This is a genomic window from Rheinheimera nanhaiensis E407-8, assembly GCF_000296695.1.
GTDB lineage: Bacteria > Pseudomonadota > Gammaproteobacteria > Enterobacterales > Alteromonadaceae > Alishewanella > Alishewanella nanhaiensis.
The window spans coordinates 103,732-117,800 of the sequence record NZ_BAFK01000002.1 but is presented as its reverse complement, the minus strand read 5'-3'; the positions used below and the strand labels follow the sequence as shown (position 1 = coordinate 117,800).

Here is a 14,069-nt window from a genome sequence, read left to right as displayed (position 1 = left end):
GGCTAACCTGCGACAGCCGTTAACGCGGTGGCAGCGCTGCTGTCAGCTAAACACAGCGCCGGCCAGTGCTGCTGCATGCTGATATTGACTACCTCGCCGGCCCAGCCACCTTTACGTTTTAGCACCTTAACGCTAAGGCCTTGCGCTTTGGCGGTTAACGCCAGGCTTAAATTTACCGGCAGGCTTAAATACTGCGCCGGCTTTCGCAGCACTATTAAACTGGCCGCGCCCTGCTCTGCCGCCAGCTGTAAACGCCGGGCCTGCGCCAGGCTTAGCTGCGGCTGCCACAATAGCACCGAAGCGCAGCAACCACTGTGCAGACACTGCTCAGCGGCCCATAGCATAGCGTTATTATTCGCCGGGCTAATGATCAGTAGGGCGTCCAGGTTAATGCCGGCAGCGGCGAGCATATCAGCACAAGGCTCAGCCGGTGGCGCAATCAGTACCAGTAAGCGGCCGCTGGCCTGTTGCTGTTTTAAATAGGGCAGCATGACACGCAGCTCGCCAATGCCCGCATCCGTTTGCAGCTCTATTAAGCCAGTGGCCGGAAAGCCACCGCCTAAGCGGGCGTCCAGCTCAGCAAAGCCCGAGCTTAACGCCTGATAAGCGGCTTGTTGATTATTGCCCTGCCATAACAGCTGGCGCCGGGTTAATTGCGCGATAATTGCCGACATACACCACCAAATTACTGTATACAAATACAGTATATAACAAGACTGGCAGGATGCAAGTGGTGCAGCACAGCATGTAATTAAGGCAGGCAATTAAGCCGGCATTAAGCCAGCTATGTTAAAAACCGTGAAAACAAACGGAGTAGACAATGATGAAAACGCTCATTTCCCTGGTGTGTGTTTTAATGGTGAGTTTAAGTTTTGCCGTACAGGCAAAACCGGATCAGGACAAGTCGTTACCACCGGGCCTGGCAAAAAAACTGGCCAAAGGTGAACCCTTGCCCCCTGGCTGGCAGAAGAAACTGGCACCAGGCCAATTTCTGGCAGAAGACTATTACCGCCGCGCCAAAGTGATCAGCCGCCCGGCTACTGACGGCATTATCACCGTGCAAATTGAAGGCACTATTATCGAACTGTTTGAACACAGCAGAGAAATCGTGCGTATTCTGGATGGCCATCGCTAACCTGCGTGGCCACTAATGATTACGGCGTAATAAGGTCAGCACTTCATAGTGGCTGCTGTGGGCGAGCATATCGAACAGTTGCACTTTGAGTAACTTATAATCAGTCAGCTGGGCCAAATCCTGCGCCAGGCTGGCTGCATTACAGCTTGAGTACATTAGCCAGCGCGGAGCCAGCCGCTGAATATCCTGGCACAGTGTCGCACCCAGGCCACGCCGTGGCGGGTTAACCAGTAGCAGATCCGGCGCTTTGGCCGCGGCATTGGCAAAGGCACCGGCATCCAGCGCCTGAAAGTTTACTTTGCTAAGCCCCAGCTCTGCTGCCGAGCGGCTGGCACTGGCAATGGCATTAGAGGCAATTTCGATGCCCACCAGTTGCTGCGCTGGCGTTGCCACATGCAGGCCAAAACCGCCGACACCACAAAATAAATCCCAAATTTCACTAAAGGTGTGTTCTTGCTGCAGCTCTGTGGCCCACTGTGCGGCGGTCTGATATAAGCTGGCCGCCACCACCGGCTGGGTTTGAAAAAAGCTTTGTGGCGTTAAATACAGCGGCACCTGATTTAGCTGCTCGGCCAGCTGATGCTGTACGCTTAGCACAATTTCTTCATCGCCTTCTAAAAGCGCGGCCGGCTTGGGCTGCAAATTCACCGAGCACACGTCAAGTTCAGGCCACTGCGCCAACAGCCAGGGTAAATGTTTTTCAATCGATGCCAGACAGTTTTTCGAGCGCAGCACCAAACGCAGCATAAAGCGGCCGCTGTGCAGGCTTTGGCTAAGCAGCAGGTATTTAAGCTCGCCGCGGCGGGCATTAATATCGTAGGGTGTTAACTTCGCCTTGCGAATAAAGGCTTTACAAAGATCAAAGGCAGTAGCAAACGCCGCTGGGTACAGCGGGCAATCGGCTAAGTCTACCGCCTCGCCCTGTGCATTGATAATGCCCAATATGGGCGCATCAGCACTGCCCTGCACCACCATTTTGGCTTTATAACGAAAGCCCTGCTCGGCGGAGGCCACCGGCGATAGCAGCTCAACATCGTTTGCAGGCGCTAACAAAGCAGTAAGGTGTTGCTGCTTCAGGCTTAGCTGCTCAGCATAGGGTTTGTCCAGCCAGTGGCAAGACTGACAGCGTTTAGCCGCAAAATGGGCGCAGTACATGGCAGATCCGACATCTTAGAAAAAACACCGCCATTTTAGCGCAGCTGCCGCGTTAACATAAGGCTTTACTGCACCTGCAGGCGTTGGGTAGCGACGCCGCCTAAATCATCCACCACTCTTAGCTGAAACTGGCCACTTTCTGCCGGCCAGAGCAGGGTTTCCCCCGGGCTGACTGCGCCGATATAACGCTGATCGATAAACCAGTGCGCCCGGCTCACGCCGCCATCAAAGCTGGCCTTTAGCGCAATTTGCCGCTGCTGTGGCGTATTGCCCAACTGATAGATCAGATCCGGCTGAGGTGTGCGGATCTGCGGTGGCTGACCGGCCAGTTGCTGCAACGTACAGGGTTGCTGATACTCAGGCGCAGTTTGCAGCATAAGCCCGGCCTGCTGATAAGCCCGCGCTATATCTGACGGCCAAAATTCATACACCTTAAGCTCAGTTTTTGGCGGCTGATGGCGACAAGCTCTAAGGCCGCTGTCGGTATACACCGGCACCGCGCGGTGCACGTCAGAAACCTTTATTGGCGACACCCCCGGAATAAACCAGCCGGGTGTGGTGTGCGGGCAATATTTATTTGGCAACTGTCCGCTGCGGCTACAGAGCGCGACCTGCTGAATATTAAGCTTGCCTGACGGCGTAAACAGCGCTTTGTTGGCGTCGTTATCTGCCGGTAACAAGGCTAACAGCTCAAACAGCAAGGGGCCGGCGGCAGTTAAACCGACCAGATTAGGGTTACTGCTGCCATCAAAGTTACCCAACCATACCGCCAGTACATAGTCGCCGGTTAAACCAATAGCCCAGGCATCGCGAAAGGCATAAGAGGTGCCGGTTTTCCAGGCGACCGGCAGTTGCTCAACCAACTTGTGTACAAGCCCCGCCTGTGGCCTGGGGTGCTGACGCAGCATATCCAGCGTTAAAAATGCCGCCTCAGGGCTAAGCAGTGCCTGGCTCTTGCTTGCTACAGGCATGGCCTGCCACTGCAGCGCCTGCCAGCTTCCGCCATTGCCCAAAGTGGCATACAGCTGCACCAGCTGCGCCATGCTAATTTCCATGCCGCCCAATACCAGCGCCAGGCCATAATGCCCGGGCCCTTTTGGCAGGTGTACCCCGGCGAGTTTTAGCCAGTGATAAAAATCCGGCGCGGTTAACTGCGCCTGTAACTGCACCGCCGGCACATTGCGGCTGTTAATCAGCGCCTCGGTTGCCGGCAGCGGGCCGGCAAACTTGCCGTCGAAATTCTCCGGGTTAAAGCTGCCATAACGGCGCGGTATATCGCTAAGTAGACTTTGCGGGTGAATAAGCCCTTGTTGCAGCGCCAGCGCATAGACAAAGGGCTTTAACGCCGAGCCTGGCGAGCGCAAAGCGCTCACGCCATCGACCTGGCCTAAAATAGCGGCATTGTTAAAATCGGCCGACCCCAGCCAGGCCAGCACCTGCATGCTGCTGCGCTTTATCAACAGCGCGCTGGCATTGGTAAAACCGGCTTGCTGCTGGCGGCGCAAATAGCGGTTAACCTGCTGCGCCAACACCTGCTGCAACGGTAACTGCAAACTGGTATAAAAGCGGCCTTCAGTGCCGGCATCTGCCGTTAGTAGCTCGCCGCCCTGCTGTAACTGAGTAACAAAGTGCGGTGCCTGGTTGGTGAGATCGCTACGCTGATAATAGTGCAGCGGCAGGCTTAAACGGGCATCCTCAACGGCTTGGCCGTACTGCGCCAGCCAAAGCGCAGCTAAACGCTGTCGCGCCCGCTCCAGCTGCTCACGGCCGGTTGTACTTAACGGGCTGCGCTGGTTAGGGTTTTGTGGTATTACACTTAGCGCCAGCGCTTCGGGCAGGCTAAGGCGGCTTACTTCTTTGCCAAAGTAGATCAGGCTGGCGGCAGCGGCGCTTTCAATATTGCCGCCATAAGGGGCGTAATTAAAATAGCCCTGTAAAATATCGGCTTTGCTCAGGTGCCATTCCAGATACAGCGCCAGCACCAGCTGCTGTAGCTTACCGGCGAAGGTACTGGTATTTAAACCATAGCGCAGCCGCGCCAGCTGCATGGTAATGGTCGATGCGCCCTGACGGCGGCCGCTTTTTACTATGCTTTGCCAGAAGGCACGACCGACGGCCGTCAGATCCACACCAACATGCTGGTAAAAACGCCGGTCTTCATACAGTAAGGTGGCCTGTTGTAGCGTGGGGGCGATATCGTCCAGTGTCACTTTAAGCCGGTAGCGCTGATCCTGCGCCAAACGCAGGCTTAACAGCTCGCCGCCGGCGGCAAAATAGGCGCCGCTTTGCCGGTAACCGCTGTACAGCTCTGGCCTGGGCGATAGGCTCAGCAGCAACAAAACCAACGCCAACAGCGCCGCCGGCACAGCGACCAGCAATGCCAGTAAGCGCGGTTTTTTACTTAACCGGTTTAACATCGTTAGCGCCGGTTATCTGGCGTCAACCACAAAACGCCCGGCGGCAGTGCTGGCATGCACCGCCGGATCGTACATCGACTGCGCCTGCGCCGTGGGCAGGGTAAAGTTACCGGCCGCCGTCAGTTTTACCTGGTAGCTAAGCTCAGTCATCTGGCTGCCGAAACTAGCGTAATACACCAGACGGTCTTCGCGGATATCGACATAATCGGCACGCCAGGGCCCGCTTTGCCGCGCTACTGAGCTGCGCACTATGCTAAAACCGGCCGGCAGTAAGTCAATTAAGGCGATATTGTTATGCCACTGGCCATCGGTGCTGCGCAGCCTTAAGCGCACCGTCAGCTCATCACCTTGCTTGGCCTGTGTCACCACCTTGCCGTCGCTGTCCAGATAATCGCGCACCAGCTCAAGGCTAGCCGATACGGCTTTTTCGGGCGCAGTTTTAGCAAAACCGGCTTCGCTTAGCGCATAAAACATTGCTTGCTGGCTTTGTAGCAGGATCTGCGTCGCCTGATGATCAAAGGCAACTTTAGGCATCGCGCTGTGGTTATCTGCCGGGCTAAGCGGCACTTCGCTGCCATCGGCCAGGCGCTGATAAAACGCCGGTGCAGTCAGCTCAGCATCGCCGCTTAACCTGGCATAGGCCGACAATGCCAGTACCGTATAAGCGCTGGCGATGGTGTTGTACTGGCCACTAAAGGCCGGCTGCAGCAGCTGTAATATTTGCCCGCCATCTAGTGCACGCGCCTTGTCGGCAAAATGGCTGGCTAACAGGTAAACATACTGCGCATCTAAACTTAGCTGTGACTGAAACGCCGGGTTGGCAAAAGCTGGCAGTGGCTGGGCAATACGCGCCAGATACTGGCTTTGCAAACCCGAGGGCTTGCCCAGCCGGTAGCCCGCCAGCAGGCCGTTTGCCAGGGCCGGTTGTTGCAGCAGCTGATAGGTGGCCGCCATATACACCGCGGTAATATCGCCTTGCCAGCCCTGCTGGTGCTGCTTTTCCAGCCGCTCGTGCAGCGCGGTAAGATAATTGGTGGTCACTTCGCCGCTGCGGGTTAACAGGTAAATGGCATTAGCCCTTAGCCTGGCCTGATAAAGGTTAGCGCCACTTTGCCGCGCCACGCCGCGCAGATAGTCAAGCCCCTGCTGATACAGATAATCCGGCACTGCCAGGCCCTGCTCACGCGCGGCCAGTAAAAAGTGCATCACGTAAATGCTGGGAAAATCAGCACTGTGATAACCGCCCGGCCAGAAACTAAAGCCGCCATCGCTTTGCTGGCGCTCGGCCAGCTTTTGCACCAGCACGGCAAATTTTTCATTCAGTGCCGGCCACTGCGCCTGATAAGCGTCCTGCTGCACCAAACCAATCCAGGGGAACACTTGCGATACCACCTGCTCGGTACAGCCATGCGGGTATTGCGCCAGATAATGGGTAAAGGCCTCAGCCAGCACCAGCGGGTTGCTTGATGCCGTTACGTTAAGCTGAGCAAATTCGCCATACAGCGGATAGCGGGTGTCAATACTCAGCGGGCCTTTGTCGGCATAGCCAGCGGTTAATGTGGTTTGATAGGCGCTGGCCGGACGAATGCTGATACTGACATTGCGGCTGGCCTCTTCAGTTACCCCGCCTTGTTGATACCGCGCCGTAAAGCCAAGATCGACACTGCCCAGCGCCGGGCCGGCTTTTAACCGGAAGCGCGCACTTTGCTCACTGCCTTCACTAATGGCCAGTGTGGCCTTATCAGGCCCGACAACGCTCAGGTTCGCCGGCAGGTTAAGGCTTACGTTTACCGGCGCAGCGGCGCCAGAGCCTTTAATGCCATTAGCCACCGTGATGCTAACATCAAACTCATCCCCCGGTGCGGCGCTTAACAGCACATCCGGCGTTAGCACAAAGGGGCCGCGCACGCGGATATCCGTTACCGCAGAGCCCAGCGCCGTGTCACTTACCGCCACCGCCATCAGTTTCACATTACCGCTAAAGCTGGCCGGCAGGCTGACTTGCGCCGTTTTAAGCTCAGGGCCTGCCGTTAAGCGGCCCAGCCAAAATACCCCTGGCTGCTCGGCGCGCCGGGCAAAGGGGTTGAGGTTTTTATCCATCATCATACTGGCCATCGCCATGCGTTCGGTATCGCCACCAACACCGGCTAACTGGCGCTTCAGCAGGCTAAACTCCGGCAACAACAGATCAAGCATTTGCATGCTGCGTACCTGCAAGGCGCGCTTTTGCAGGTAATGCGATAACGGATCGGGTAGCTGATAACCGGCCACCTGCAAAATGCCCTCGTCTACGCCGTACAACAGCATATCGGCGCTTTGGCCGCTTTGGTACTGCACGTTAAAGGCTTTACCCGGCCGCACCTCTTCAGGCGCGCTAAGCGTGATGGTCAGCTGGCGGCGGCTGCGGTCAATATTAAACGGCACGACTGCATAGCTTAGCGGACTGACAAAGAGTTCATCTGAGTCCGCTGCGCGGACAAAGCTGACATTAATATAAGCATTGCCTTCAATGCCTTCGGGCAGCGCAATGCGCTGAATACTGCTGGTGCTGTCACTGTTAAACCAGCTAAAGGCGTGTACTTTGTCACTTTCAATGCTGATAAGGCCGCTGCCGGTGTACGGCGCGGTAATATTAAGCTCTATCCAGTCGCCGGCTTTATAGTCAGTTTTATCCAGTTTTACGCTAAGGGCAGCGTTTTTCTCCAGCATGGCGTTAATATTACCTTCGCCCACCACGCTAAAGCTCAGCGTGCCCAATAGCTGCTGGCCCTGATGCAGCTGCAGCTCAAAATCGCCCGGCGTGTCAGTCGGCAGGCTATAGTTGCTGCCCGTTGCAGCAATGCTAAAAGGCGTTTCATTAAGCTTAACCTGCTGCACTATGCTCTGGTACTGATAGGTGCCGTCGCGTTGTTTCACCAGGCTGGACAGCGGCCGCTTTTCTATCAGGCTTAGCTTAAGATCATCCAGCGCCACCTGCGCCAGGCGGTTATCTATGGCAATAAACTGTACGCTGCGGCTTTGCTGCTTTTTCAGGTAGCTGAGCCCGCCATCGGTTCTTACCCCCACCAGGCTGTTCAGCGGTGACACCAGGGCGCTGCTGATATGCTGCACACTGCGCCCGCCGGCACCGTCAAAGCCTTCGGTGGTTAACAGCAAACGGTAGCTGCCACCGCTGTATTGCGCCAGTGGCAGCGCAAAGCGGGCTTTGCCTTCGGCGTCGGTTTGCTGATCATCCAGGCTCTGCCTGACCCGGCCGGCTTTTTCGGCGTTCTCATCCTGCGGCGCAATAAAAATATGATCCGGATACTGGCTGAAACTAAAACGGCTGGGAATAAGCTCAAAGCGCGCACTGACGCGGCGCTGCTGTGCCGGCGTGCCAAATAAGTTATCTAACTGCACCTGCGCGACCAAATCGGTTGGCGATAGCCAACCCGGCTCATTATTAGCCAGTGCCTGATTAAAGCGGCTGCTAATTTTCAAGCTGTCGGGCATAAACTCTTCCAGCGCAAAGCTGACCGAGCCCAGGTAGTGACTGGCATTGCCGTCTTTATCCAGCAGGCTGATACTGGCATGGTAATTACCGGTGTCGCTGTAGGGCTGGGTATCCAGGCTAAAGCTATGTAGTCCGCGACCGGATAAACTAAAGTTTTGCTGATAAAAGGTGGCGCCGCGCGGGCCCTGCACCTGTATTCTCAGTGGCAGTTGCTGCGCCGCGGCGGATAAATCGTTATGGCGGATAATAGCTGCCAACTGTACCTGCTCGCCGGGGCGGTAAATGCCGCGGTCGCTAAACATATAGGCACTGAGCGCTTTGTCAGTTTGCTCCTGCTGATAACGGCCACTGGTGTCAAATTTCGAGTAATCCAGCTGCCGGCTGTATCTGTCATAAGGAATAAAACTGCTGTCGCTGACGCCGTTGGCGCTGTGGCTAACCAGATACACCACCGGCTGGCGCTCGCGGTTAAAGCCATTGGTTTTACCCAGCATCACACTGCCGCGCTCGTCGGTACTGCCGCTTAATACCGGCAAGCCGTTTTTACCCAGCAGCGCCACTTTAGCACCGGCAAGCGGTTTGCCGCTGGCCAGTGACATAACAAATACCTGCTGGCTGCTATCATTATTGTGTTTTACCAATAAGCCTAAGTCGGTCACCAGCACTACCCGCTTGTCCAGCGTCTGGCCGGTGTCATCCGGCCGCGCCGGGTCATATTCAGTCAGCTCAATAAAGAACACGCCCATACCCGCCTCGGCCAGATAGGGCTTTAACGGCAGCGCCAGATAATTGGCCGCTTTGGCGTGGCTATTGGCCAGGGTAAAGGTTTTGTCGAAGCGGTGGCTAATATTGCTGGCATCAAATTCATAGTTATAAAAATACGGCTTACTGATATCGCCGCCGCTCTGGCTGATAAAATGCTGCAGCTCACCGGGCAACAGCTTATTTAAGCTTACCCGCACACCTTTTACGCCGCGGCTTAACAGCTGCAGCGTTTGCTCGCCGCTTAGCGTAAGCAGCGCCCCTTCACCGTTAATGCGGGCTTCTTTCGGGTATTGCGGTGCCTGCACCACGGCGCGGTATTCATTGGCTAAGGTGAAATCATTAAATGACGCCATGCCCTTTTGCAGGCTAACAAACAGGCTTTGGCCGGGCGGTAAATCCAGCTTAATACTAAAGGCACTGTCGTGCGCTTCGCTCGTTGGCATCAGCTGATAGTTTAATAAGCTGGCCTGCTGTAACACGGCGCTGGTCACCTCGCCCGGCGCCCAGTAGTTTGAACTGCGCCTTGGATGCTTCGGCAGCTGATACAGCTTCAGTTTTTGCCCAAGCTCAGTGCGGTTAATGCGGTCGGTAAAGCTTAACAGCAGCACCTGCTCGGGCTCCTGTGCTTCATTTCTAACGATATCGGTTTTAAGCTCGGCTACTTTTAAAAAGCTGCTTTTATCGGGGATCAGCAGCTGCTGCTCCAGAGCTTGCGAAGTGCTGGCCTTTCCATTACTGGCAGCCACGCCTTGCTTTAAGCTCAGGGTTAAATATTGCTCTTGTGCGGGTAAGGTCAGCGCATCAGACTGCAGATACAACTGACGGTCACTGTTATCGGCTGTTACGTTAAACCCCAGCGGCTGGCCTTTGCTGTTAACATCAGCACCAGAGGGGCGCATCAGCAGTGATAGGTTGCGCTTTACGCTGTCAAGCTGTACCGGGTGGCTAAAATTCAGTGTCGCCACCACCTGCCGCGTTGTTTGCTCGGTGGGGTGTTGATAAAAGCGCAGCTGCTCAATGTCTACGGTGAGGTCCTTCGTGCTAAAGCGGTACTGGCGTTGCGCCAGCCTGGTGGCAGGCGCAAAAATGGTGTTATCCAGGTTAACGGTATAGGCGGTGCCAGCCGGCCAGGCCTGCTCAGGGGTAAAAACTAGGCTATTGTCATCCTGCCATGACCATTTACCGGCAAGTGCCGGGCTTAAGCTAACGCCTTTCGTTATCACCTCGCCAATTAAATCCAGCCGGGCGGCGGATAATGGCGTAGCCGGCATACTTTGTGCGGGACTGTCAGGCGTATCGTAAGCAAAGCGCAGGGTTAACGGTGTCGGTTGCTCAGTATCATCAACATAATCGCCAATCAGCGGTGCTTCTACACTGGCAATCACCTGTAACGGCTTGGGCAGCTGTTGGTAGTAGTAATAACCGCCCGTCAGTGCGGCTAAGCCCGCCAGCAGCAATAACAGTGCGCTGTAAAACTTTAGCGGTTGCTGGTTAGCGCAGTGTTTAAGCCGCTTAAGCCAGGCTGGCGCGCTCCAGCTAATAGCACCAAACAGCGTTCGAAACAATCTATGAAAAAACGACAAAGAGCCAGACATAAGCCATCCTTGTAAACGGGCAGTAAAGCAAACTGTTAAGCGAGTATAGACGGTGAAGGTTAATCACCGATGAACTATAGCAGCAAAGCGATTAAGGCTTAAGTCTGTGCTGGTAAAGAGTTGTTATACCGCCGGTTTATTACCGGCATGCATGCTTTGCCGCAAAAATGCGTCACTGCCACCTGGCTACCATAGCGCGCAAAAAGATAAATAAATGATAAACATATGATACGAAATTATCATTTGACGCAATTATATTTCCGTTGTTGACTGAACAGGCTTCAAGCAAAACAATCAGGGTTTACATAATATATTGAATAAGGAAAATATAATGAAAAAGATACTTACTGCTTTAGGTTTGTTATTGGCATCAGGTTCAACCATGGCAGCACAAATGGAATGTATGGTTGACACCGCCGCTTATGATAATTGGTCACAAGGTTATTGTATCAGCTTAGAATATACCATGGACAACAATCCAAATGATGCCATCTGGCGGGTGGTTGGTACCACAAAGCCTATTTCATCCGTGATCTGGTCTGAAGCTGCCAGCGGCTGTGCTTCAAGCTCTACCTATTGCACCAAACCAATCCGGCCTTATATGGAACATGTCGGTAAAGCCATAGTTCTTTATACCGATGGCACCTGGACATCAGTACAAGCAACGGCTTACTTTGAAACCGGTTTCTGAACAACTACCAATAACACTCAGGTTAAGCTGTACCTGAGTGCCTTTCACCAAACACAGTTTCAGGCAGGTATCGCACTGCACCGTTAATATTCACCGACTGATAAAGCGCAAACTCACTAACCAGCAGAGTTAATGGCTCCACCGGCTGCTGCAATGCAGCATCGCACACGGCGTGCCGCGCCAGGGTAATATGCGGCCGGTATTTATCATGGATATCACTAAAGCCCAAGGCCTTACAACACTGTGCCACTTGTTGCTGCAACTGCAACAGTGCATCAGGCTGCTGCGACGGTGCCAGATACAAAATTTTCGGTTTGATAAAACTGCTTAACGTATCCAGTGTCAGGCTAAACGGCGGAATAGTAATCTGCTGTGCTGCGCTAATCAGCCGCTGTTGCTGTGTTGCATCAACCTGACCCAAGAAAAACAGCGTTAAGTGCAAATTATCGACATCAACGGCTTTAGCCGCCGGACACAAATCAAGCGCCTGCTGTTGATAAGGCAGCAACAGCTGTTGCTGCTCAGGGATAAATTTAAGGCTGAAAAACAGCCGCTGCATTAGCCATTAGACCGTTTAGGCGCTTTAGCGCCATGAGGTTTGCCGGCGACTGCTTTTGCAGCAGGCTTGGTATTAAATGGCTTTTTAGCGGTTTTGTCGGTGTGCTTGGCTGTCGCCTTGGCCGCCGGGTTTAAACCGGTGTGACGGCTCAGCGCCGGTTTGCCACCGCTGCGCGGCTTTTTAAACTGCTCGTCTTTGCTCTCGGGCGGCACTAAGCAGCCTTTAGTGCGGCCAATTAAATGCGCCAGGCCCATTTTAACCAGGGCTTCGCGGATCATCGGCCAGCCTTTTGGGTCATGGTAGCGCAGTATGGCTTTGTGCAAGCGGCGCTGACGTTCACCTTTAGGTACCGGCACCTGTTCGGTATTGGCTTTATTGATGTTTTTCAGCGAGTTCATCTCGGTATGGTAAATGGTGGTCGCATTCGCCATTGGGCTGGGGTAAAAGTTTTGTACCTGATCCAGCTTAAAATCACGCTCTTTCAGCCACAGCGCCAGGTTTATCATATCCATATCAGTGGTACCGGGGTGGGCGGCAATAAAATACGGAATTAAAAACTGCTGTTTACCGGCTTCTTTACTAAAGCGGTCGAACATTTCTTTAAACTTGTCATAAGCCCCCATGCCCGGCTTCATCATCTTCGATAGCGGGCCTTCTTCGGTATGCTCCGGCGCTATTTTTAAATAGCCGCCAACATGATGCTGCACCAGCTCGCGCACATAGTTCGGATCTTCTACCGCTAAATCGTAACGCACGCCTGAGGCCACCAGCACCTTTTTAATGCCGGGTAAATTACGTGCCTCGCGGTACAGCTCTACCGTCGGGCTCTGGTCGGTGTCCATATGCTCGCAAATGGTCGGGTATACACAAGATGGCCTGCGGCAGGTTTGCTCGGCTTTGGGGTTTTTACAGTTTAAGCGGTACATATTGGCCGTTGGGCCACCCAAATCGGATATCACGCCGGTAAAACCCGGCACTTTGTCGCGAATATCCTTGATCTCCTGCATAATCGACTCTTTCGACCGGCTTTGAATAATACGGCCTTCATGCTCGGTAATAGAGCAGAACGAGCAGCCGCCAAAACAGCCACGCATGATATTGACCGAGGTTTTAATCATCTCGTAGGCCGGAATTTTTTCCTTGCCATATACCGGGTGCGGCACACGCTGATACGGCAGGCCAAATACCAAATCCATCTCTTCGGTACTCAGCGGAAAGGCCGGCGGGTTCACCCAAATGTGCCGGTCGCCATGGCGCTGCATAATGGCGCGGGCGCAGCCGGGGTTGGTTTCCTGGTGCAAAATGCGCGAAGCATGAGCATACAGTGGCTTATTTACGCTTACCTGCTCAAAGGCCGGTAACTTCACATAGGTTTGCTCCCACGGCTTTTGTCGTGGCGGCTGTACTAAAATCGGCTTGGCTTCAACCTCTTGTGGCTTAGTTAAATCGATACCGGCTTTGGCAAATTCTGAATAGCTGCTGCAACCCACATCATCGGCGCCATAGGGGTTTGGAATGGGGTCAATTTTGCCGATTTTATCTATCGCAGTGGAATCCACCCCGCGCCAGCCCGGCAGTGGCTCTTTACGAATAACCGCCGTGCCGCGCACATCCTGTATCTCACTTACCGGCACACCCGAAGCAATGCGGTGTGCCACTTCTACCAACGGGCGCTCAGCATTGCCGTAAATTAAGATATCGGCCTTGGCGTCAAAAATCACCGAGCGGCGCACTTTCTCTGACCAGTAATCATAATGGGCAATACGGCGCAAACTGGCCTCTATACCGCCGATAATCACCGGCACCTCTTTAAACGCTTCTTTACAGCGCTGGGTATACACGGTAACCGCGCGGTCCGGCCGTTTGCCGCCGACATCGCCCGGCGTATAAGCATCGTCGTGGCGCAGCTTTTTATCGGCGGTGTAGCGGTTAATCATCGAGTCCATATTGCCGGCCGACACGCCAAAAAACAGGTTGGGCTTGCCCAGGCGCATAAAGTCATCTTTGCTGTGCCAGTTAGGCTGGGCAATAATGCCTACCCGGTAGCCCTGCGCTTCTAACATGCGCCCGACTACCGCCATACCAAAGCTGGGGTGGTCTACATAGGCATCACCGACAACCAGAATCACATCGCAGCTGTCCCAGCCCAGTTTATCCATCTCAGCGCGTGACATCGGTAAAAACGGTGCCGTGCCATAGCACTCGGCCCAGTATTTCGGGTAGGAGAATAAATCGCGCTCAGGCGCCATGCGTGCTACA

At 54.3% G+C, this 14,069-nt stretch carries 8 protein-coding genes; 2 read left to right on the top strand and 6 right to left on the bottom strand.

Features of this window, described 5'->3' with window-relative positions; genetic code table 11:
* Positions 1 to 2: 2 nt before the first annotated feature.
* Positions 3 to 674 (bottom strand): translesion DNA synthesis-associated protein ImuA, encoded by a 672-nt coding sequence (imuA, locus tag RNAN_RS02150; RefSeq protein WP_008218306.1) that lies wholly within the window; start codon positions 672 to 674, stop codon positions 3 to 5.
* Positions 675 to 820: 146 nt separating this feature from the next.
* Here imuA and RNAN_RS02145 point away from each other — a divergent pair, with 146 nt between their 5' ends.
* Positions 821 to 1,135, top strand: a complete 315-nt coding sequence (locus RNAN_RS02145) for a hypothetical protein (protein WP_008218305.1) — start codon at positions 821 to 823, stop codon at positions 1,133 to 1,135.
* 12 nt (positions 1,136 to 1,147) lie between these two features.
* Here RNAN_RS02145 and rlmC read toward each other — a convergent pair whose 3' ends face one another.
* The 3 genes from rlmC to RNAN_RS02130 all read right to left on the bottom strand — a co-directional run bounded on the left by rlmC (position 1,148) and on the right by RNAN_RS02130 (position 10,560).
* Entirely contained in the window at positions 1,148 to 2,290 is a 1,143-nt protein-coding gene (rlmC, locus tag RNAN_RS02140) for a 23S rRNA (uracil(747)-C(5))-methyltransferase RlmC (RefSeq protein WP_008218304.1), read from the bottom strand.
* 65 nt (positions 2,291 to 2,355) lie between these two features.
* Positions 2,356 to 4,707 carry a penicillin-binding protein 1C gene (gene pbpC, locus RNAN_RS02135; protein ID WP_008218302.1) on the bottom strand — a complete coding sequence of 784 codons (2,352 nt, stop codon included), beginning with the start codon at positions 4,705 to 4,707 and terminating at the stop codon, positions 2,356 to 2,358.
* Between the two features lie 12 nt (positions 4,708 to 4,719).
* Positions 4,720 to 10,560, bottom strand: coding sequence for an alpha-2-macroglobulin (locus tag RNAN_RS02130; protein ID WP_008218300.1), 5,841 nt, complete (start codon positions 10,558 to 10,560; stop codon positions 4,720 to 4,722).
* Between the two features lie 331 nt (positions 10,561 to 10,891).
* Here RNAN_RS02130 and RNAN_RS02125 point away from each other — a divergent pair, with 331 nt between their 5' ends.
* Positions 10,892 to 11,251 (top strand): lysozyme inhibitor LprI family protein, encoded by a 360-nt coding sequence (locus RNAN_RS02125; protein ID WP_008218299.1) that lies wholly within the window; start codon positions 10,892 to 10,894, stop codon positions 11,249 to 11,251.
* A gap of 22 nt (positions 11,252 to 11,273) precedes the next feature.
* Here the strand turns inward: RNAN_RS02125 and thpR are convergent, their stop codons facing one another.
* A complete protein-coding gene (gene thpR / locus RNAN_RS02120; protein ID WP_008218296.1) occupies positions 11,274 to 11,810 on the bottom strand; it encodes an RNA 2',3'-cyclic phosphodiesterase in 537 nt (178 codons plus the stop codon).
* Positions 11,810 to 14,059 carry a YgiQ family radical SAM protein gene (locus RNAN_RS02115; protein WP_008218295.1) on the bottom strand — a complete coding sequence of 750 codons (2,250 nt, stop codon included), beginning with the start codon at positions 14,057 to 14,059 and terminating at the stop codon, positions 11,810 to 11,812. The genes thpR and RNAN_RS02115 overlap by 1 nt, the downstream gene beginning before the upstream one ends.
* Positions 14,060 to 14,069: the final 10 nt, after the last annotated feature.

Coding starts and splice junctions, on each gene's coding strand:
- imuA (WP_008218306.1), bottom strand. CDS start 674: ATGTCGGCAATTATCGCGCAATTAACCCGGCGCCAGCTGTTATGGCAG.
- RNAN_RS02145 (WP_008218305.1), top strand. CDS start 821: ATGATGAAAACGCTCATTTCCCTGGTGTGTGTTTTAATGGTGAGTTTA.
- rlmC (WP_008218304.1), bottom strand. CDS start 2,290: ATGTACTGCGCCCATTTTGCGGCTAAACGCTGTCAGTCTTGCCACTGG.
- pbpC (WP_008218302.1), bottom strand. CDS start 4,707: ATGTTAAACCGGTTAAGTAAAAAACCGCGCTTACTGGCATTGCTGGTC.
- RNAN_RS02130 (WP_008218300.1), bottom strand. CDS start 10,560: ATGTCTGGCTCTTTGTCGTTTTTTCATAGATTGTTTCGAACGCTGTTT.
- RNAN_RS02125 (WP_008218299.1), top strand. CDS start 10,892: ATGAAAAAGATACTTACTGCTTTAGGTTTGTTATTGGCATCAGGTTCA.
- thpR (WP_008218296.1), bottom strand. CDS start 11,810: ATGCAGCGGCTGTTTTTCAGCCTTAAATTTATCCCTGAGCAGCAACAG.
- RNAN_RS02115 (WP_008218295.1), bottom strand. CDS start 14,059: ATGGCGCCTGAGCGCGATTTATTCTCCTACCCGAAATACTGGGCCGAG.